Genomic DNA, 22,429 nt, shown 5'->3' with positions numbered 1-22,429 from the left:
AAGGAGGGAACCGCCGTTTCCCCTCTCTCCGGCGGTCTTGTTTTTACATTTCTGCGGTATTAAAAGTTCAGGCGTCTTCCAGCGTGCGGGGGCGCAGCAGGTACACCTTGTCCCGGCGGCGCACCTGTTCCGGAACCGCCAGATAGACGGTTTCCCCTTTTTGCGCGGTTTCCACGGGTTCCATTCCGGCCGCCGTCTCCCGCTGCATGGATTCCACTTCCACGCGGACGGCTCCCGTGGTGGGGCCCGCCATGAGGATGGTCTGCCCCGCGGACAAGCCGCCGGCTTCCAGGTAAAGGGCCGCCACGCCGTTCTTTTTATAAAAGTTGTCCACCTTGCCGATGTGGATTTTCAGCAGGGAGGCGCGGCTGTTGGAGGATCCGCTCCATTCCCCCCATTTTACGCCCAGGTAATACCCTCCCTGCCAGAAGCCCCGGTTGAATACGGATTCCAGCCGTTCCATCCACGCAGCCGCTCCGTCCGCGGAGAAGGTGCCGTCCAGGCACGCCTGCGCGGCTTCCCGGTACACGGAGGTGACCGTCCGGACATAGTCTGAGGAACGCCCGCGCCCTTCCAGCTTCAGCACGGAGACTCCGGCATCCAGTATCTGGTCCAGCACTGGAACGGTGCACAGGTCCCGGGGGGACATCACGTATTTGTTGTCTATCACCAGTTCATTGCCCGTTTCTTCATCCGTCACGCGGTAGGCGCGGCGGCAGTTCTGGAAGCAGGCGCCCCGGTTGGCGGAGGAGTTGTAGGCCGCCAGGCTCATGTGGCATTTGCCGGACACGGCCACGCACAACGCCCCGTGGGCAAAGATTTCCACCCGGAGCAGTTCTCCGGAGGGGCCTCTCACGTCCTCCTTCCGGATGGATTCAATGATGTGCCTGATTTGCGCCAGGGTGAGTTCCCGGGCCAGCACCACCACATCCGCGTATTGAGCGTAGAATCTGACGGAGGCCATGTTGCAGACGTTGGCCTGCACGGACATGTGGACTTCCAGCCCGATGGAGCGGGCATAAGTGATCACCGCCAGATCGGAGGCAATGACGGCGTCCACTCCGGCCTTCCGGGCGGCGCGGCACAGGGAATGCACCTCCTCCAGCTCATCATCGTACACGATGATGTTGAGCGTCAGGTAGGCCTTAGCCCCCGCCTCATGACAGCGCGCGACGATTTCCGGCAGGTCTTCCTCTGAAAAGTTTGCCGTGGCGCGGGAGCGCATATTGAGCTTTCCTACGCCGAAGTACACGGAGTCCGCCCCGCCCTGCAATGCGGCGGCCAGGGATTCAAACGACCCCGCCGGGGCCATGATTTCTATCCGGGATGAAACGGGCATGGCTCAGAGTCCTCCGGATTCCTCCATCAGGATGACGGTAATCCTTCCCTTGGGGAAGCATTTGACGATGGACATGTGGATATTGCACAGGCGGTCCGGGGAGTTGCAGTCCGCACAGGTTCCCGTGTACATGCAGGGCGTCTTGAAGCCCTCATGGCGTTTGGCGTTCAGCGGGGCAATGCGGCGGATGCGTTCCGCGGCCTCCTCCGGGCCAGCCACCAGCTTGTTGGCTCCGGCCAGCAGAATGACGTGCCGGGGGCCGAACGCCACCGGGGCCACGCGGTTGCCCACCATGTCCACCCAGTGCAGGGTTCCCTTCATGCTGACGGCATTGATTCCGGTCAGGAAGAGGTCCGCCGTCATGCCGCGGCGCCGGATTTCCCATTTTTCCTCCCGGTCCATGCCCGGGAGAAAGCCGTCGTAAAATTGAATGTCCGGGTTGGCCCGCAGGTCGTCAAGAATTCCCGTGGACTTCAAGGTCATGGAGTCCCCGTAGGAGGCGGACGCGGGTTGGAACTCCCGCACCAGGCCGCGCATCAGGTCCGCGGCTTCCTTCAAGCCCGGGACTACAAAGCTTCTGAATCCGCGCCGTTCCAGGCGTTCGGCGCACTTTTGCAGGGAAAGGTTTTCTTCCATAAAAACGGCGGATGAAGAACCCCGCTCCGGCATGATTCCGGAGCGGGGTTCCATGGAGTGTTATTCTTCCGCAGGGGCTTGCGCCTCGCCGGAAGGTTCCACGGCCTCCGCGTCTTCCCCGTCCTCCGGGATATCCTCTTCTTCATCATCCGGAATGACGATGGAGATGTCCTGGATGGCTTCGCCGTCGTTCAGCGTCATGAGCTTCACGCCCTGGGTGGCGCGGCCCGTCTCACGGACGGTAGCCACCTTGATGCGGACGGATTGCCCGGCCGTGGTCATGAGCATCAGTTCATCCTCCTCGGAAACAACCGTGGCGGAGACCACCTTGCCCGTCTTGTCCGTGCAGTTCATGGTCTTGATGCCGGTGCCGCCGCGGCCCTGCGTGCGGTATTCCTCAAAGGAGGTGCGCTTGCCGAGGCCGTTTTCAGAGGCCACCAGCAGGGTTTTCTGCGGGTCCACAATGGCGAGGGCCACCACGTAGTCCCCCTCGCGCGGGCGGATGCCGCGCACGCCGATGGTGTTGCGGCCCTGGGTGCGGAGGGCTTCCTCCGGGAAGCGGATGCTCATGCCGTCATGGGTGACGAGCACGATTTCATTTTCCCCGGTGGTGAGTTCCGCGTTCACCAGGGTGTTGCCTTCCTCCAGGTTGATGGCGATGATGCCGGCCTTGCGGTAGTTGACAAAGTCGTTCAGGCTGGTTTTTTTCACCGTGCCGTCCTTCGTGGCGAAGACCACGTTGCCGCTGCCTTCCGCAAAGGTGATGTCATTGCCCTTTTCATCCACCCGGCGTTCCAGGCGCAGGATGGCGGCGATGGCTTCCTCCGGCTGGAGGTCCAGCAGGTTCTTGATGTTGCGGCCCTGCGCGCTGCGGGCGGCCTCGTCAATTTCATACACGCGGTCCACGTACACGCGCCCGGTGTTGGTGAAGAACATCAGGTAGTCGTGGTTCTGGGCGGCGAAGAGGTGCTCGATGAAATCCGCCTCCGCGTCTTTTTTGGCTCCCTTCGTGGTAGCGGCCTTCACGCCCTTGCCCCCACGGGCCTGCACGCGGTATTCCGCGGAGTTGGTGCGCTTGATGTAGCCGCTGTGCGTGATGGTGACGATCATCGTGTCGTTCGGGATCAGGTCCTCGATAGCCATGTCCCCGGAGAAGGGAATGATGCGCGTGACGCGCGGCGTGGCGTACTTGTCCCTGATCGCCATGAGTTCATCCTTCACGATTCCCAGCACGCGGGATTCATTGGCCAGAATGTCCAGATAGTCCTTGATCCGGACCAGCAGTTCCGTGTATTCCCCGGAAATCTTGTCGTTTTCCAGAGCGGTGAGCTGGTACAGGCGCAGGTCCAGGATGGAATTGACCTGGCGTTCCGTAAAGATGTAGCGGTCCCCCTGCACGGAGGCCTGGGAACGGATCAGGATGCCCAGGCTTTCCGCCGTCTGTGTGGAGAAGGTGTAGTTTTGCAGCCGTTCGCGGGCTTCCTCCCTGTTTTTGGAGTCGCGGATGATGGTGATGAAGTCATCCATGTGGTGCAGGGCCAGCAGGAAGGCTTCCAGGCGTTCCGCGTCCTTTTCCGCATCCCCCAGCAGGTAGCGCGTGCGGCGCACGACCACCTCGCGGCGGTGCTCAATGTAGAAGTTGATGGCGTCCAGCATCGCGAGCGTCTTGGGGCGGTTGTCGTGAATCGCCAGCATATTCACCGCAAAGGAGGTTTCCATGGAGGTGAGCTTGTAGAGCTGGTTCATGACCACCTGCGGGCGGGCGTCCCTCTTGAGCTCGATTTCAATGCAGGTTTTCTCGTCGGAAAGGTCCCGGATGCCGGAAATGTCCGTCAGTATCTTGTCCTTGTACAGTTCCGCAATGCGTTCCTGGAGGGCGGCGCGGTTTACGCCGTACGGCACTTCACGGATGATGAGGAGGTCCTTGCCGGAGTCCGTCATTTCCATGTCTATCTTGCCGCGGATGCGCACGGAGCCGCGCCCGGTGCGGAAGTAGCTGTCAATGCCGGAAAAGCCCAGCACGTCGCCCCCGGTGGGGAAGTCCGGCCCCTTGATGTAGTGGCGCAGTTCATCCACCGTCATGAGGGGGTTGTCAATCACGGCGCAGATGCCGTCCACCACTTCCCCCAGGTTGTGGGGGGGCATGTTGGTGGCCATCCCCACGGCAATGCCCGTGCCGCCGTTCACCAGCAGGTTGGGGAAGGCGGAGGGGAACACGGTGGGTTCCGTGTGCTCGTTGTCATACGTGGGGACAAAGTCCACGGTGTCCTTGTCCAGGTCAGCCATCAGGGCCACCCCCATGCCGGAAAGCTTGGCTTCCGTGTATCGGGCGGCGGCGGGCGGGTCCCCGTCCGGCGTGCCGAAGTTGCCCTGGCCGATGACGAGGATGTCCCGCATGGACCAGTCCTGCGCCATGTTCACCAGGGTGCCGTAAATGGCGGCGTCCCCGTGCGGGTGATAGTTACCCATGGTGTCACCCACGATCTTGGAGCATTTGCGGGTCTTGCCGCCGGGGGACAGGTTGAGCTCCTTCATGGCGTACAGGATACGCCGCTGGGAGGGCTTGAGGCCGTCTCTCACGTCCGGCAGGGCGCGGGAGATGATGACGGACATGGAGTAGTCCAGGAAAGAAGTGGAGAGCTCACTGGCTACGTCCACCGGTTTGATTCTATTGTTTTCCATGGTTCTGGGAGAAAGTGTAGGAATTAAACGTCAAGGTTGCGGACATTGAGCGCGTGGTCCACGATGTAGTTCTTGCGGGGCTCCACCACGTCCCCCATCAGGATGGTGAACATTTCATCAGCCCTGACGGCGTTGTCGTCATTCAGGATGACGCGGAGCAGCTCGCGCCGTTCCGGGTCCATCGTCGTCTTGAACAGGTCCTTGGCGTCCATTTCACCCAGGCCCTTGAATCGCGTGATTTCCACGCCGCGCTTGCCGATGGTGATGACGGATTCCAGAATGTCCATCACGGAGAAGAGGGCCGTGGTCCGTTCCTTGTCTCCTTCCCCTTCCACCAGTTCAAACAGGGGCGTATCCATGGATACGAGCATGTTCCCGGGGATGCCGAGCTCTGCCAGGCGCGTCAGGGCGCGCGCAATGGCCTTGGCTTCATGCAGTTCATGGGTGATGGAGCGGCGGCTGGGGCCTTCCCGGTCCGGGAGGGGGTTTTCCAGCAGTTCCTCTTCCGTGGGCATGCCGAAGATGAAGAGGTCCCGGTTTTCATCCGAAAAGGCCGTGAGGGCCTCCATGTCATGGAAGAACAGGATTTCCTCCTCATTGCCGCTGCGCACCTTCACCAGGAATTCCGGGAAGTCGCCGTTGGCCTCCCGGTGGTTGAGCAGGTCTTCCAGGGTGCCGCCCTGCGCCTGCATGGATTCCGTATAACGCTGGAGGTTGACCAGCGTTTCCAGAATGGCGGAAAGTTCATCGGAAGAGAAGGAATGGGAGCCGTCCGCAAAGCGGAGGGTCACGTCATTGACGGCCAGTTCAATCAGTTTGCGGTTCAGGGCCACGTCATCCTGCACGTATTCCTCCTTCTTCCTGCGGATGATGCGGTAAAGGGGAGCCTGCGCGATGTACAGGTACCCGGCGCGCACCAGCTGCGGCATGTGGCGGCAGAAGAAGGTGAGCAGCAGGGTGCGGATGTGGGCGCCGTCCACGTCCGCGTCAGTCATGATGATGATCTTATGGTAGCGCACCCGGTCCAGCTTGAAGGAGGCCTCATCATCCCCGTCGCCGATCCCGGCGCCGATGGCCGTGATCATGTTCTGGATTTCCCGGCTACCCAGGGCCTTGTCCAGCCGCGCCTTTTCCACGTTAAGCACTTTCCCGCGCAGGGGCAGGATGGCCTGCGTGCGGCGGTCACGCCCCATCTTGGCGGAGCCGCCGGCGGAGTCACCTTCCACAATGAAGAGCTCACACTTGGCGGGGTCGCGGTCGGAGCAGTCCGCCAGCTTGCCCGGAAGGCCGCCGATGGAAAGAGCGCTCTTGCGGACCGTTTCACGCGCCTTGCGCGCGGCCTCGCGGGCACGGGCGGCCGTGATGCTCTTTTCAATGATCTTCTTGGCCATTGCCGGGTTTTCCTCGAAGTACGTCTTGATCTCTTCGTACACGACGTTCCCTACCACGCCTTCAATTTCCGTGTTCACCAGCTTGTCCTTGGTCTGGGAGGAGAAACGCGGGTTGGGCATCTTGACGGAGATGACGGCCACCAGGCCTTCGCGCACGTCCTCCCCGCTCAGGGAGGGGTCCTTTTCCTTGAGCAGGCCGTTCGCCTTCGCGTACCCGTTGATCACACGCGTCAGGGCGCCGCGGAAGCCGGAAAGGTGCGTGCCGCCGTCCCCGTTGTAAATGGAGTTGGCAAAGCAGAGGATGTTCGTTTCATACGTGTTGTTGTACTGGAACACCACGTCCACCAGCACGTCGTCGTCCATTTTCTTGCCGTCGTACTCCACTTCCACCTTCCGGACGCCGGAAATGGAAATGGGTTCCTCGTTGATCACTTCCTTGTTCCTGCCCAGCTGGCGCACGAATTCCACAATGCCCTCCTTGTAGAAGAACGTTTCCCGGCGCACGGGGGCTTCCCGTTCGTCAATCAGTTCAATAATCAGGCCGGGGTTCAGGAAGGCAAGCTCACGCAGGCGCGTGGTCAGGCGGTCAAACTTGAACTCCGTGGTATCCGTGAAAATGGTGGCATCCGGAAAGAAGGTGATCGTGGTGCCCGTGATTTCACAGGCGCACGCTCCCACCGGGCGGAGAGGTTCCGTCGTCTTGCCGCGCTCAAACTTGATCTGGTAGCGCTTGCCGTCCCGGCGCACTTCCGCCTTGAACCAGTCGGACAGGGCGTTCACGCACTTGGCGCCCACCCCGTGCAGGCCGCCGGAGTATTTGTAGGCGCCCTGGCCGAACTTGCCGCCGGCGTGCAGGTTGGTCAGCACCAGCTCCACGGCGGGAATGCCGAACTTCGGGTGCGTATCCACCGGAATGCCGCGGCCGTTGTCCACCACGGAAATGGAGCCGTCCACATGAATCACAATGTCAATCTTGCTGCAATACCCGGCCAGATGCTCGTCAATGGAGTTATCCAGCACTTCAAACACGCAGTGATGCAGGCCTCTTTCGTCAGGGTCCCCGATGTACATGCCGGGGCGCTTCCGCACGGCCTCCAGGCCCTCCAGTTTGTCAATCTGCGCGGCGCCGTATTCATGCTGCGCCGTCGTGGAAACGGTGGTTTCAACAACCTCGTTGGTATCTTCGGACATAACTGAAATATACTACGCTTATCTTAAATTTTTGCAAGGCTAATGTTAGAAAACGCGCGTGCGCGTGTGGGAGCTGCCTCCGCAAAAACCCGCTGTAATCGCATAAAAACAGGCCTATTTCTCGCCGCCCGGTTTTTTCTGACATAAGATAGCGGACAAGGGGTGCGGAAGTATTCTACGCGGTTTTACAGAATCTTGAACGGGGAGAGTTCAGAGTGGAAGGTTGAGAGTTGAGAGTTCAGGGTGGAGAGAATGGACAGGATGAACTTCATGGACTCACCTTCCCCTTCTATTCCGTCCATGGAGTCCGCTTGGCCTATTCCGTCCTCCTTCTCCGGGAAAGACCCCTTCATCACAACGCAACAGGGCCGTCCCGGATAACCCCGGAACGGCCCTGAAGGGATGGAGAGCGGGCGTCTCCGCTCCACTCTCCACTCTCAAACCTCAACTCTCCTTAAAAGTCATAGCGGTAGCCCACGCTTCCGTTCACCGAGTTGGCTCCGTCACGGAAGTCCGCGTTGCCGTTGACAAACACCGTTCCCTGCGTTCCCACAGGCACGCTCAGGCCCGCTCCGATTTGAAGCGCGGTCGTTCCTACCTTCGCTCCCCTCACCGTTTGCGTGTAGCCGGGGTTGGCCAGGAAGCCCACGCCCGTCTCGCCGCGGCGGTCTCCCATGTCCTGGGCCACGTTGGCTCGGAATTCTACCAGCGCCTCGCGTCCGAAGAGGTTGCTGCCCGCCAGCCCCATCCACCGGCCGCCAAGCGCCACCGTCCCCGTCGTCCATTCCTGCTTGCCTACATTCAGCCCCGCGTTTCCGGCTCCCGTTTCCGTATAACCGTCCATACGGGTGGTTACCACCGAGACGTTGGCCAAAGGTTGCAGGATGCTGCTCTTGTCTTCATTCAGGTAGACGTCGTAGGTGAGTTCGTACATCGCTCCAAAGCCCCACCCGTTGGTGTTGCCCTGCGTGCTGTAGCTGCCTTCTCCGTAGTTGACCGTCCGGTTGAGCTTGGCGTCGTTCCACCCGCCCGTCAGGATGAGCGTGTGGGCCCATCTCTTGCTCTGGTAGCGACCGAAGAGGTTGGCGTAGTAGCTGTCCAGGTGGCCGTCGGCCGTGTCCGCCGCGCTGGCCGTCAGGTCCCCGTAGTTGGCCGTGAAGGCCGCTCCCATCGTGAAGTGGTCGCTGAGGTCCACGTCCATGCCGACGGTTCCGCCCCAGGTGGTGAGCTGGTAGCCGCTTTCATCCCCCTTGGTGTCCAGCTTGCTGTAGGAGCCCGTTCCTTCCATCCACATGTGGAAGTAGGGGAGGTCTTCGTTGATGTAGGCGGGGTTGACGCCCATCAGCGTGGTGCGGTTCCTGATCCATCCCATCTGGTCTCGCAGGGCGTCTTTCTGGGCCGTTCCCAGCGCGTTGACCGTAGCTCCGGCCACGGCCGCCATGACCCTCTTGGCTTCCGAGGGATTGGAGGCCGTCAGGGCGCCCACGGCGTCATCCACCTTCTTCAGGATGGAATCCGCGGCCAGGTCGCCGGGCAGGTTCCAGAGAAGTTCCGCGCCGGCTCTGGAGTTAACGGTATCCGCAATCCGCGCATACTTGTTGTCCTTGGAAGCCGTGGCCACCAGAACGAGGTTGCCGTTTTCCATCACCAGGTACGCATTATTTTCAAACTTCTTGAAAGCAGAGGAGGAGGGGTCCAGCAGGATAGCCAGCCGGTCGCTTCCGCCCAGATCAATGTCGCCGTCCGCGTGCATGAGCGTGTAGCTGCCGTCCGCGCCCAGCGTCAGTTCATTCTTGCCGGTGGAGCTGAGGGTGATTTCCGCTCCCTGGCTGATGCTGATGTTTCCGGTCACGCTGATGATGGGGCCCGCGTAGTCCGTGTTGAAGGTGAAGTTCGTGCTGGAACCGTCGCCCAGCGTCATGCTGCTGAGGGTAAGGGCCGTATTGGCCCTCGGGTCTTCCACCGTGCCGCCCATCCTGATATTGAGGCGGCCCGTGTTGTTGATCGCCCAGTTGCTGCCCGCGGCGGTGATGACGTTGTCAAGCGTCTGTCCCGCATTGCCGGAGATGTTGAGCTGCCCGCGGCCTTCCAGCGTGCCGCTGAAGACGGAGCCGCTTCCCGAGTTTCCGGTATTGACAGCCAGGGAGCCGCCATTACTCTTCAGGGTGCCCTGCCCGCTGATGCCGGCAACGGCGTTGCCGGTGGTGGCGCCCAGGTCAAGCGTGCCCGTGGAATCATCATCCTTCACCAGGTTGAGCAGCACGCCGCCCTGGAGGGATGCCGTGCCGGAAAGAGCCAGCGTATCATGAAGGGCCAGCGTTCCGCTGCCCTGGATGGTGCTGGAGGAAAGGCTGCTGGCGTCATTAATGGTGAGGGTTGCCCCGCTGCCGATGTTGAGGTCCGCGCCTTCGCCGCTGTCCGTCAGGTCTCCCATGACGGTATTCCGGTTGACGTCCAGAACCACGCCTTCCGCCGTGCCTGCCAGAACCACATGGTTGAAGCTGCTGCCATCACCGTTCAGGGTGAGCGTGCCGCCTTCCATGCGGAGGGTGTCCGTCACAAAGGAGCCGTTTACCGTCAGCTTGCCCGTGTTCTGCTTGATGAAGGTGACTCCGTTTTCCCCGACGATGCTGCCGCCCATGATAGAGTCCGCTCCGGCGTAATCGTCCGGTGCAGGCAGTCCCGTTTCCAGGCGTTCATTGTTAAGGATAACCACGGCGTTGCCTCCGCCCGCATTGGTGTTTTCCACCTTCAGCGTGCTTCCCGTCGCGCCCAGCAGGTTGTTGATGACCGCGCCGTCACCGTCGGTATCGCCGGGGGCGCCGGCCAACTGGACGGTGAGCGTCTTGTCCTGGGCGATGACCACGCCGGCGTACATGCCCAGCGTGCCGTAGTTCGTGACGGTATCAGGATCGGAAGAGGCGGTGCCGTCCACCATGTAAAGGCCGCTGACCTGTCCGCTGAGGACCAGGCTGCCGCCGTCGGTGCCCGTCACGCGGATGCCGTAGTTGGAAAGAATCTTGCTGAACTGGATGTCGCCCAGATCAGCGCATTCCAATGTTCCGGTCGTCAGCGTCAGCCAGCTTTCCACCCCGGCGTCCTTGTGGGCGACGAGCGTGTTCACAATGGCGTCAATATCCAGATTGACCGTGGCGGAATCATTGATGACGAGCTTGCCGTCCCCTTGGTCAATGATGGCCGTTCCGGCCGCGCCCTGGTTGACGTTGTCCGCACCCAGGGTAAGGTTCAGCGTTTCCGTAGCTCCCGCACCCACCGTAATGTCTCCGGAGACGTTGGTGAGCTTGCCTCCGGCAGCCAGGGTGATGCCCTTCAGCATGTCGCCATTGGTGCCGCCCAGGTTGATGCTGACGGCGGAGTCCACCACGATGCCCGCAGTGGAGCCTTCACCGCGCGTCATGGCGGAGGTGAGTGATCCGTTAACGATTTTCAGCGTTCCCGCTCCGTTCAGCACAGTACCGGCCCACTGGCCGGCCTTGTCCGCGGTGCCAAGCTGAACCACGGCGCCGGCATCCGTGATGCCGAGGGCTCCCGTAGCGGTATTGGCCTGATCCAGGATCAGGGTGCCCGTGCCCGCATGCGTCAGGTTGGAGTTGCCCTGGACCAGCGCATTCAGCACCAGTTCCGCATTGTTGTAATTGACGTTGTACTGCGCGGCCAGTGCGGCATCCGTGGAGCCCGTGTTGCCCGCCAGAATGGCGCCGTTACCAAAGACGGTATTCCCCGCACCTGTGACGCTTGCTCCGCCGTTGCCGAAGTTCCAGACCTGGCGGCTGTTGTTGGCGGAGGTTTCATTGGTGGACAGGGTTCCCGAAAAGTCCTTGAGGGAGCCTGTGAGGATATTGGTCATCCGCACGTTCGCAGACATGCCCCAGGCGCCCGAACCGGAAAGATTCCCGGAGAAGGTGTACGTGGCGCCGGAGGAACCGTTCTGCATTGTGCCGTGGGCGTCACCAATCTCAAAGTTGGCGGCCGTTGTGCCCGCGGTGAAGAAGAAGCCCTTGCCGTCTATGAAGACGGTGCCCCCTCCCAGCGTATTTCCTGCGCCGAAGGCCACCCAGTTGGCATTGGAGCTCATATTTTCTCCGTTGCCGATCAGTTCCAGGCGTCCCGTGAAGTTGGTGTTCCCGGTATTGGAGATGTTAACCAGTCCCGCGGTATCCGCCGTCCCGATGGTGATGGTGCCCGCTCCGTTGAGCTGGGCATGCAGGTTGACGGTTCCGCCGGAAAGGGCCAGAGTGGCGCCTTCACTTACGCGGACGATGGTGGCGTTATTGGGGTTCACGCCGATGGTCGCGCCGCCCGTGAAGGCTAGCGTTCCCTCTTCCACGGTGAGGTGGGCCAAGGTATTCCCGGCGTATCCCAGCGCCAGCGTGCCGTCCCCCGTCTTGGTCAGGGTGGTTCCCGTTCCCATGACGTCAGCCGTCAGTCCGGCCCAGGAGACGGTATCCCCTGCTCCGAGCACGGAAACGTTAAGGGCTCCTCCGTCACCAACCTTGACGCGGCTGGAAACGTCATACCCCGTCACGTTCGTACCGGCTGCGGAGTCTGCATAAGCCAGCGTGCCGCCGTTAAACGTGATGTCTCCCGCCGTACCCAGCGCGCCGTCCGCGCCGATGGTGAGAGTGCCGCCGTTAAGGACCGTGCCGCCGGTATAGGTATTCGCCAGATTCAGGGTGACATTAGCCGTTCCGTTCACGGTCAGCGACGTGGGAGCCGTGGAATCCGCAATGGCGCCCGCATTGTCGGGATCACTGATGAGCGTGTAAGTGCCGCCGTTGAAGACGACGCTCTTGGGGGTCACGGTGCCGGAGACCTTCACTTCACCCGCTTCCGCAGCGGAGAAGTAGATTTCCTGGTCATTCAGCGTGTCCACGCCCGTGAGCTTGGTGGTCCAGCCGTCAATGCTGGTGTTGATCCACTTGCGGTCCGTTCCGCCGTCCCAGACAAAACCGTTGTCTCCGGAAACGTCCACGACTTTCAGCACAAGCTGGTTGTTTTCCACCACGATGGAATATTCAAAGCCTTCCCGGGTAATGTCAGGCGTCCAGGTGAAGGAATCCGTGGTCAGGCTTCCGTTCGCCGCCCATTGGGCAAGGACGTAGTCAGATGCTTCCAGCTCGCCGTAGTTGTTGAGGGTGAGCGTGCAGGTGGGGTCCGTCAGAGCCAGGGAGCCAGCCTGGATGTTGATGATCGGCTGGCTGGCCACCACGCCCGTCATGTCAAAAGTCAGCGTTGCGCCGCTGTTCAGCGTCAAGCCGGAAGCCGTGGTCATTCTGGCGCCAGCGCCCATGGAGATGCTGCCCAGAGCCATGGCGTTCGTGTTCGTGAAGGCCAGCGTGCCGGCGTTCACGCTGGTTGCGCCCGTGTAGGTATTCTGCCCGGAGAGCGTCAGGGTGCCGGAACCGACTTTGGTCAGGCCGCCCGTACCGGAAAGAACGCCCCCAAGGGTGATGTTGGTGGAAGCCTGGTCATTGTAGGACTTGGTTCCCGCATCATACTGGCGGGTATCAACTGTTACATTACCCGTGAGGGTCATGTTATACGCGGAGGACCAGCCTTCCGCCGCCGTCGTTCCCAGCGTCCCGGAATTCAGGTTCAGGACAATGGCATTGGCATTGCCGGAGGCCGTCATGCCTCCCGCGCCGAGAAGAAGTGAACCGCCGTTCAGGTTGACCGTAGCCCCCTTCTCTGCAGCGCCCGCCCAGTTCTGCCCCAGATCCAGGGTCTGGGCCAGCACCATACCGCCGTTTTCAATATTCAGAATGGCTTTCCCGTCACGGGCAATCTGGAAAATACCGGTGATGTTCATGAAGGCATCCTTCCTGACATTCAGCGTCGTTGTTCCATTGTACTGATAACGGCCGATGAAACTTCCGGCTGTCAGGGAAGCACCGGAATCCAGCGTCCAGGTGGAGGCGTTGTTCACAGTAGCCATCAAATTGTAGCTTCCCGTAATGTTGACGCTGCCTTTCAACACGGAGGTTCCCGCCGCGGATACCAGGGAACCGCCGCCGGTGATCGTATTGCCGTAGGTTCCGGCGGAAAGCGTCAGGGTAGTCCCCGCACCCACATCATACTTGACTCCGGTCAGAGCGGCCGTCGTGGTGCCGGAGGCATTGCCGCTCAGCTTCAAGGTACCCGTTGAATTGGCATTGAGGCGCGTACCCAGCCCATTCCATGTGCCGGTGGTCAGTTCCAGAATGGAATTGCCCTGGAGAAGAACCGTGCTGGTTCCCAACGCGCCGGCATTGCCCACAACGAGCTTGCTGCCGTTATAGAGCACGGTATCTCCGGTATAGGTGTTGGCGTTGTTGATAGTCAGGGAAGCTCCGTCCAGCAGATTCAGCGTCGTATCTCCGGTAATGGAGCCGTCGCCCGCAAAAACGAAGTCCGTGCCTACCACATTGATTTTCCCGGGAGCAACATTGCCCACAATCGTCACGGTCTTGTTCACTCCGTCCCCATTGGAGAAGTAAACGGTCTGTCCATCCGTATAAGCGGAGTCTACGCCATCCATATTCCAGGACAGATCCGTGCCTGACGTGCTCCAGTTGCCGCTCTTCCAGCGCAGAAGCCCTTCCTTGTCCGCTAGGGAAACGTACAGCGTGTTATTATTGACGGTAAAGGTGGCGTTGTACAGCTCGGCCGCGCTGCCGGAGAGCGTGAACATGGACGTATCCCCCAAACCCGTTCCGCTCAACAGGGCATAGCTTGTATTGGTAGTGAGTGTATTAAGAGAAATCTGAACATCCGTAGCCGCCGTACCGCTGACGGAGTTGACCGTGAGGGCTGCCGTATCCTCACTCAGGGTGCCGAAGTTCAGACTGCCTCCATTCAAGGTCAAAGCAGCGGACAAGGTGGCAGTACCCCCGCCAATGTTCGTCGTAGCGAGGGTGGAACCGGCGTCCAGGGAGTAGCCGTCCGCCGAGGTCACAGCAACGGTGAGGCCGCCGCCGATGAGCAGGGTCCCCTGCCCGATGACGCTGGAATCCTTCACCGTCAACGCGCCTTCTCGCAGTTCCACCGTTCCGGTAAAGCCGGGAACGGCGGCCGTTTCACCTTCCGCGGGGACCGGGGCCTGGGCCGTTCCGTTGAGCACCAGCGTGCCGTCTCCCACCTTCACCAGTTTGCCATTCCCGGTCAGGCCGTTCTGGAAGGTGATGGTACGGGCCGTCAGGCCGTCATTGGCGTCCAGTGTATCCACCATCGTCCCCCCTACGGTGCCGATTAAATCAACATAAGCCCCGGTAAAGGCCGCATTATACGTCAGGTTCCAGTTAGCAGTGGCCCCCAGTGTACCCTCACCCAGTTGGATGACGGCGCTCCCGGCAACATTGGAGATGCCGGATGCCCCGAAGTTGACACGGGCAGAACCTGTCCCTGCGGTCCCTAACTGGAATTTGCCACGGAAAGCGCCATTGCCTTCCGCCCAATAATCCATCCCCATCAAATTAGCGGTTCCGGAATTGGCAGAAAAGGTACCCGTCCCGGCCCAGGAAAGCCCCATGACGGCTTCTTGCGCATTCAGTTGTCCGCCATTTAATTGGAAGAAACCCTGGGAGGACCAGTGAGCAAGCAGAAGAGTCCTGTTTGTTGAATGATCATTATTGTTACCCGTTATATTGAGGGTAGCACCTGAATTGACTACCATATAAGTGGAAGCCGCTGCCCCTCCGTATCCTCCCGTATCTCCCAACCGGACTTGCTGGGCATTCATGACGGTTCCGTCATTCAACACCACACGGCTGCCGTCAGCATAACCGCATCCCAAAGAAATCAATTTTACAGAAGCCTGGCTGTTATCAAACTGGAAAGTGCCCAAAGTATAAAATGTCTGCAACGAATCCAGATTGACCGTATTATCCCGGAAAGTAACATTGATGGCATGTCCTCCGTTATAATCCTGCCCTAAAAGCATGGCACCGTTATAATCAACATCACCTGTGACTACCAGGGTGCCTCCCTGGGACTGCCATGAAATGGTATTGGCAGAAGTTACTCCGGCCCCTCCCACAATATCGGAGGTCCATAAAGCGGAAGCAGCCGTAATGTTGTTCCCAAATCTGATTCTGGCATTTCCTTCTACAATAACCTGGGAAGAAGGCTGGATGTTTCCGCTGACGCCATTGCGCAAGAGAAGCATGCTCCCATTGTTCATGTGCAGAGCGGCACCTCCCAGATTGGTGGATACTCCCTGTCCGGAAACATTCATAGCCAGGGTGCCATTGACATAAACATCCTTGACTCCTGTTCCCGTTCCCATGGAAACGGTGGAAACCCCTGTTTCTTCCGTAGCCAGCCACAGGGTAAGGGAAGAGTCCGAACCTCCGGACACATTGGACTGGAAAGAGGAGAAACGGTGGTCCGCATCACCCAGGGTTAAAGAAGCATTATTGCCTAATGTAACGTTTTTGGCTTCCAAGACGGAAGAGGCATCCGCTCCGGCCAGCGTATAAGCGGTATCATTCTCAAACGTCATGGAATTGACGTCAATGGAACCGGAAAAAGTCACGGTCTTGGAACCTTCCGCCGCTGTGAAGATTACGGAGTCCCCATTCAGGAAGGAGGTATCCACCTTGCCGCCGTCACCCTGCGTGTACCAGCCCGTTCCCGTATTGGTCCACGTTCCGTCAGCCGAGTTCCACACGAGGGTTGCCGCATCATAGCCCGTCCCCTTGTACTGCACGGACATACCGGACCCATTGGATACGAGGATAAAATTGCCGGTTCCAAGCTGGTCCAGGGAATTAACCCTGGTCAGGGCGTCATAGGCGTCATCCCCCGTCTGCATCCAAATGCGGAGCGTGTCCAAAAGCCCTCCCAGATCACCGCCGGTGGTCATGAATTTGCGGGTCAGCAGGGCATCATTCTTCAAGGTGCGGTTGGTCAGGCCCAGGTCTCCCCCGCCGGAAACCACCACTTCCACGTTCCACGTGCGGTCATTCTTGGTAACGGTGGTGGTATTGGCCAGATTGATCATGCCGTTGAGGCCGATGTGCCAGTAGTGGCTGCCGGCTCCTGTACCATTGTCAAAGTTGAGGTTGCCGCCCGGCGTGGACAGGTTCAGGGTGCCGTCCACAAAGATACTGGCATGCCCTTCCGCTTCCGTGTTCTTGATCTGGTTGCCGAACGAGGTGGAAAGAGTGGAGCCGTCCTCCACATAAACGCTGCCTGCCCATTGGCCCAGGCTTACGGTCACATTGCTGTTTCCCGTGACGGTAACACCGCCGCCGTCCGACGTATTGGGCGTGGTTCCCGTAACAGTAACGGTTTTATTGTCAAATACAAGATGGGGTCCTTTATTATCCTGACGCGCCGGGGCCGTTCCACCCTGCCAGTTGGCGCCCGTGCCGATAGCGTCACCTTCCCCGTCACCCGTCCAGATGAATTCCGGACCGCCAAAAGCGGGAGCCTGCCAGAAATCCGCGGACGTAGCGGCCTGGGCGGAGTACATGGAAAAACCGGAAAAAGAAACCAGGGAGGCGAGGAGGGCGGAACGCAGGGAAGGAGGAAGATGCAGTCTCATATTGTACTAATAATGCTGCCTCATAAAACCGGATTGGAAATCCGTTGGCAAGCTTATTTTCCTTATAAACTCTACATAAACGCTTCATGCGAATATTAAGAAAGAAGTTAAATTGAATCATCATCCAGAATATTTTGTTAGATAATATCTCAAATTTCTCACGACAAATATCTTAAGCAGAATTCGACAAGATGGCAGGATTTCCAATCCGCCATTTATCCAACCAAAAGACCGTCTGTCCGGAACATGAAAAAGGCCGTTCCCATGGGAACGGCCTTAAATTAAAGAGGGCTGTTTGTCCTTTTACTGCTGTCCGCCGCTCTGCTGCTTGAGCATCTCCTGAAGCTGTTCCGGAGAAATGCTCATGGGGCCGCCCTGGGGGGCCGGAGCTTCGGAAATGCCGTCCAGCTCCAGATCAAAGATGAGGGGGGAGTTGGGTTCGATCGGAGCGCCGGGGGTGTTTTCACCATAGGCCAGCTCGGAAGGAATGTACACGATCCACTTGGAACCGACGGGCATGGTGGTCAGCGCTTCCGCAAAGCCGGGGATGACCTGGAGGGGAAGTTCCACATCCTTGCCCTTGGTGTCGTCAAACACGGTGCCGTCCAGCAGCGTGCCCTTGTACTTCACCTTGAACATGGGGTTCTTGAACTTCTTTTCGTCAAATTTTTCTTCGCCGCCCTTGTTCACTACCTTGTACTGGAGTCCGGATTTCGTGGTAGTCACGCCTTCCTTCTTGCCGTTTTCCTCCATGAACTTCTTGCTGGCTTCCAGATTGGCCTTGGCCTTGGCGGAGATGCGTTCGTCAATCTGCTTCTGGAACGCGTCCAGGGCGGGCTTCAGCTGTTCCTGGTCCTTGGCGGGCTTGCGGACCATGCCGTCCTTGATGCCCTGCAGGAAGGATTCCTGGTCCAGGTCATCAAAAGTAAGGGTGGGGATGGAGCCGAGCTGCTGGCCGCTCTGGAAACCCAGAAAATAGCCCAGGTCCTTTTTCATCTGTTCGGGAGACACAGTAATTTCTTTCTCTTGTTTGGGTTGGTCGGCCACCGGAGTTTCAGCGGCCTTTTCTTGCGCGCCCGCCACACCCGCCAGAAGGGCGGAAACGGCAAACAGGGCGATGGAAGGGTTCATCTTCATGGTTGTTTTTATCCTTTGTTTGAAAAGAGGACACCTTTTTAACGGATTCCGTTCACAGAACAAGACAAGAGAATCAGTCATCCTGTCATCCGCGCTCCGGACGCCCTCCCGCCAAAAGGTGCAGCGGGTTATGCAGGCGTTTCCAGAACGCGGGCAATCATGGCGGGGTAAAGGGTGTGCTCCTGCTCCTGAATGCGGGCGTGCAGGCTTTCCGGGGTGTCTCCCGGCAGCACCGGCACGCGCGCCTGCCCCAGGATGGGACCGGTATCCATGCCGTCATCCACATAATGAACGGTACAGCCGCTCTCCGCCGCTCCGGCGTTCACGGCCTGCTCCCAGGCGTGAAGCCCGGGGAAGGAGGGAAGGAGGGAAGGATGAATGTTCAGGATGCGGGAGGGGAATTCCTTCAGCAGCGGATGCTTCACCAGGCGCATGAATCCCGCCAGGCAAACGCAGTCCACGCCGTATTCCTTCAGCCGCGCGGCGACGGCGGCCTGGGATTCCTCCGGGAATTTGGTTTTGAATCCCCCGCAGTCGATCACCTCCGCCGGGATGCCCCAGGAACGGGCGCGTTCCAGAATGTACGCGTCCGGATTGTCAGACATCACCACGGCGATTTCCGCCCGGAGAGAGCCGGACTGAATGGCATCATAAATGGACTGGCAGTTGGAACCGGAACCGGAACCGAGTATTCCTAATTTGGGCAATCTGGACATCCGGGGGATGAAACCACAGTTTTTTGCCCGTGGCAAGTCTCCGGCTTGACAAAAAGGCGTCGTTATTCGCCTAATAAGGGCATGACAGACACCCGTTTTCAGGCCCTGGCGGCCCAGCTTGCAGGGTATTCCACCACCCTGCGTCCGGGAGACCGGGTTCTGCTGGAATTAACGGATATTCCGGAGGAAATGGGAATAGCCCTTATCCGGGAAGTGCGCGCCGCGGGCGCCCTGCCCTTCCTGCGCCTGAACCAGTCCCGGCTGAACCGGGAGATGCTTTCCGGAGCCACGGAGGAGCAGTACGGCATCATCAGCCGCCACCGCCTGGCGGAAATGGAGGAGATGGACGCCTATATTGAAATACGCGGCGGCGGGAACGCTTTTGAACTCTCTTCCGTTCCCCAGCAGAACATGGCCGCCGCCATGAAGGCCATGAACCCCGTCTCCCAGCGGCGCATCCGCCACACGCGGTGGTGCGGGCTGCGCTGGCCGTCGGAAGGGATGGCCCAGCAGGCCGCTATGAGCACGGAAGAGTTTGAGGATTTTTATTTCAGCACCTGCCTGATGGATTACGCCGCCCTGCGCCCCGCCATGCAGAAGCTGGCCGCCCTGATGGAGGCGGCGGACCACGTGCGCATCACCGGACCCGGAACGGATATTTCCTTTTCCATCAAGGGGCTGCCCGCCATCCCCTGCGCGGGGGAATGCAACCTGCCGGACGGGGAGGTATTTACCGCACCCGTTATTGACAGCGCCAACGGCCGCATTTCCTTCAACACCCCCAGCCTGTTCCAGGGCATCCCCTTTGACAACATCCGCCTGACGCTGGAAAACGGCCTGGTCGTACAGGCGGAAGCGGGAGACAGGACCGCGGAACTCAACGCCATTCTGGATACGGACCCCGGCGCGCGGCGGCTGGGGGAATTCGCCTTCGGCGTGAATCCGGCCATCACCCGTCCCATGCGCAACATCCTGTTTGATGAAAAGATCTCCGGCTCCTTCCACCTGACGCCGGGACAGGCCTACCACGTGGCGGACAACGGCAACCAGTCCCGCATCCACTGGGACATGGTGTGCATCCAGACGGAAGAGGCCGGAGGAGGAGATATTTACCTGGACGGCGCGCTGGTGCGCCGCAACGGCTTGTTCACCCTTCCGGAACTGGCTATTCTCAATCCCGCCCAATCATGACCACTGACTCTACCCCCGCCAAAAAACGCTCCCTGCTCCGCAAGCTCCTGTACGCAGCCGCGGCAGCCATTTTGCTGGGCTCCCTGCTGGCCTCCTACATGCACTGGGAAGCCAACCATCTGGAATTGAATGAAAACACCGCGCCCGCGGGCTGCGTTCCGGACCTCTCCGGACTGCGCATCCTGGTGCTGTCAGACGTCCACACCAACCTTCCCCTGCTGGAAAAAGCGGCACGCATGGCGGAACAGGCCAGGCCTGACATGATCGTGTTCCTGGGGGATCTTTACACGGATTTTATGCGGGCCACCCATGCGGGGGACTACATCACGCAGATGAAGAAGCTCTCCTCCATCGCCCCGGCCTACGCATGCCTGGGCAACCATGACATGGCCCTGGCGGACAACGTGGAGCGCATCCTGAAGGAAGGCGGCTTCACCCTGCTCAGGAATTCCGCCGCCTTCGTCACCATTCCCAGGCTGGGGAACGCGGAGTTCAAGCTGGTGGGGCTGGGGGACGTACGGGAGGGCGACTTCTTTCCGGAGCGGTGCATGACCCCGCTCACCTTTGCGGAAGACTCCGCCATGCCCACCATCGTCCTTTCCCATAACCCCAAGGGGAGGGAGCTGCTGGACGGCTACCGCTGGGACCTGATGCTTTCCGGCCACACGCACGGCGGCCAGATCAGGCTGCCCTTCTCTTCCACCCCCCTGCTGGCCTCGGAAGGGGAAACGATGTACTCCGGCTTTTATCCCTATGAAGGCAGGCAGGTCTTCGTCACCCGCGGCATAGGCTACATGGGGCCGGGCCGCTTCAATTGCCCGCCGGAAATCAATCTCATTATCATTCCCTAGCCTCCCTTTCCAACTGCCATGGTTCTCTCTCTGCTGGCTTCCGGAGGCCCCAATGCCGCGCCTCCCTTTTTCACCCTGCTGACCGTCGTCTTCATGGGCATCATTGCGATTGCCCTGGTTCTGGCCCATTTCCGCCAGTCCCTGCTGGCGGGCTATTTCATCTGCGGGGTGATTCTGGCCAACTGCGGCATTCTGGACCACATCCCCAATTCCGACGTCAGCATCCAGGCCCTTTCCGAGGTGGGCATTATCCTGCTCATGTTCACGCTGGGGCTGGAATTTTCCATTGACGAACTCAGGCACCTGCGGAAAACGGCTCTGGTCGGCGGGGGCATCCAGATGTTCATCTGCACCGCCGCCTTCGGCCTGGGGCTTCATTACGCCACGGGCATGGACATGAGCCATTCCCTTACGGTAGGGGCCATCATGGGCCTTTCCTCCACGGCGGTGGCGCTGAAATCCTTCCAGGAATTCGGCCTCAGCGGCACCTCCGGGGCAAAAATGGCGGTGGGCATCGCCCTGTTCCAGGACATTGCCGCCATCATGCTGGTGGCGATCATGCCCCAGATATTCACCGCGTCGCCCAGCTCATGGTCAACCGCGCTCAACATCGGCATGGCCGTGCTGCGGGGCCTGGTCTTCCTGGGCGCCGCATGGCTGATCGGCCATTACCTGCTCCCGCGCATCATGCTGGCCGTGGCCCGGACAAAAAGCCGGGAACTCTTCACCCTGATGGTGTTCGCCATCTGCTCCGGCATCGCCATGCTGGCCAGCCTGCTGGGCCTGAGCATCGCCCTGGGGGCCTTCACCGCGGGGCTCTTCGTCAGTAGTTCCTACTACAGCCACCGCGTCCTCAGTGAAGTGCTCCCCTTCAAGGACCTTTTCCTGACCATCTTCTTCGTCTCCGCCGGGCTGCTGATTGACATTGACGACTTGTGGGAACACCTCGGCCATGTGGCTACCTTCGCCGCCTTTGTCCTGGCCATCAAATTCGTGGCCTGCATCGTAGCCGCAAGCTTCCTGAAAATACCGGGGCGCATGGGCATCATGGCCTCCACCGCGCTGACCAACGTGGGGGAATTCTCCCTGGTGCTCATCCCCTTCATGCAGGAGATCACCCCCATTCCGGCGCTGGTGACCACGAATGTGTACGCCATTGCCGCCGTCTCCATGGGCATGACGCCCCTGCTGATGAAGGCGGCGCGGAAGCTCACCCCCCTGCTGGTGCGCATTCCCGGCCTGAAAACAAAACGGGAGCGCCTCAGCGTGGAAACCATGATCACGCGCGTGGAGGGCATCAAGGACCACGCCATCATCTGCGGCTACGGCCCGGTAGGCAGGCGGCTGCATGAAAACCTGGCCCAGTACGGCATCCCCTGCATCATCATTGACCTGAACGCGGACACTGTGAAAGCCCTGCTCAACGACGGCCATCTGGCCTTCCTGGGCGACATCCAGCACCAGATCACCATGGACCTGGCGGGCATCCGCACCGCGCGGCTCATCGCCTTCACGTTCCCGGACCCGGCCCCCGCCCTGTCCACCTACATGCAGATCAAGGGTGTCAACGCGGACATCACGGTGATTGCACGCGCCAAATTCCGGTCGGAAGTGGCTTTACTGCATCATGCGGGCATCACCAACGTCATCCATGACGAAATGGAAACGGGCGCCGCCGCGGTACGCCTGGCAAAACGGAGTTTTGATATTATTGAACCCGTGGAGGCGCCCACGCTGTCCCACTGATA

General features: G+C 60.0%; 10 protein-coding genes. 3 read left to right on the top strand and 7 right to left on the bottom strand.

What is annotated here, in order from left to right:
• Positions 1-67: 67 nt before the first annotated feature.
• From ABGM91_RS06925 to purN, 7 genes are all read right to left on the bottom strand, one after another.
• Positions 68-1,339 carry a peptidase U32 family protein gene (locus ABGM91_RS06925; RefSeq protein WP_354830793.1) on the bottom strand — a complete coding sequence of 424 codons (1,272 nt, stop codon included), beginning with the start codon at positions 1,337-1,339 and terminating at the stop codon, positions 68-70.
• Between the two features lie 3 nt (positions 1,340-1,342).
• On the bottom strand, positions 1,343-1,975 hold the full coding sequence (locus ABGM91_RS06920) for a lactate utilization protein (protein WP_354830790.1): 633 nt from the start codon (positions 1,973-1,975) through the stop codon (positions 1,343-1,345).
• Positions 1,976-2,035: 60 nt separating this feature from the next.
• Positions 2,036-4,657, bottom strand: a complete 2,622-nt coding sequence (gene gyrA, locus ABGM91_RS06915; protein ID WP_354830787.1) for a DNA gyrase subunit A — start codon at positions 4,655-4,657, stop codon at positions 2,036-2,038.
• Positions 4,658-4,680: 23 nt separating this feature from the next.
• Positions 4,681-7,239 (bottom strand): DNA topoisomerase (ATP-hydrolyzing) subunit B, encoded by a 2,559-nt coding sequence (gyrB, locus tag ABGM91_RS06910; protein WP_354830784.1) that lies wholly within the window; start codon positions 7,237-7,239, stop codon positions 4,681-4,683.
• 454 nt (positions 7,240-7,693) lie between these two features.
• A complete protein-coding gene (locus tag ABGM91_RS06905; protein WP_354830782.1) occupies positions 7,694-16,786 on the bottom strand; it encodes an autotransporter-associated beta strand repeat-containing protein in 9,093 nt (3,030 codons plus the stop codon).
• Between the two features lie 303 nt (positions 16,787-17,089).
• Entirely contained in the window at positions 17,090-17,923 is an 834-nt protein-coding gene (locus tag ABGM91_RS06900) for an FKBP-type peptidyl-prolyl cis-trans isomerase N-terminal domain-containing protein (protein WP_354830779.1), read from the bottom strand.
• Positions 17,924-18,051: 128 nt separating this feature from the next.
• Complete coding sequence (gene purN, locus ABGM91_RS06895) at positions 18,052-18,639, bottom strand: phosphoribosylglycinamide formyltransferase (protein ID WP_354830777.1); 588 nt, start codon at positions 18,637-18,639, stop codon at positions 18,052-18,054.
• Between the two features lie 81 nt (positions 18,640-18,720).
• Here purN and ABGM91_RS06890 point away from each other — a divergent pair, with 81 nt between their 5' ends.
• Genes ABGM91_RS06890 through ABGM91_RS06880 form a run of 3 tightly spaced genes read left to right on the top strand, consistent with a single transcriptional unit; the run spans position 18,721 to position 22,427 of the window.
• Positions 18,721-19,830 carry an aminopeptidase gene (locus ABGM91_RS06890; protein ID WP_354830774.1) on the top strand — a complete coding sequence of 370 codons (1,110 nt, stop codon included), beginning with the start codon at positions 18,721-18,723 and terminating at the stop codon, positions 19,828-19,830.
• On the top strand, positions 19,827-20,681 hold the full coding sequence (gene yaeI, locus ABGM91_RS06885; RefSeq protein ID WP_354830772.1) for a phosphodiesterase YaeI: 855 nt from the start codon (positions 19,827-19,829) through the stop codon (positions 20,679-20,681). The genes ABGM91_RS06890 and yaeI overlap by 4 nt, the downstream gene beginning before the upstream one ends.
• 18 nt (positions 20,682-20,699) lie before the next feature.
• Entirely contained in the window at positions 20,700-22,427 is a 1,728-nt protein-coding gene (locus ABGM91_RS06880; protein WP_354830769.1) for a cation:proton antiporter, read from the top strand.
• Positions 22,428-22,429 lie beyond the last annotated feature (2 nt).

This window comes from Akkermansia muciniphila, assembly GCF_040616545.1.
Taxonomy (GTDB): domain Bacteria; phylum Verrucomicrobiota; class Verrucomicrobiia; order Verrucomicrobiales; family Akkermansiaceae; genus Akkermansia; species Akkermansia muciniphila_E.
Note: the sequence above shows the minus strand (reverse complement) of the source record. Positions and strands in the feature narration are given on the sequence as shown.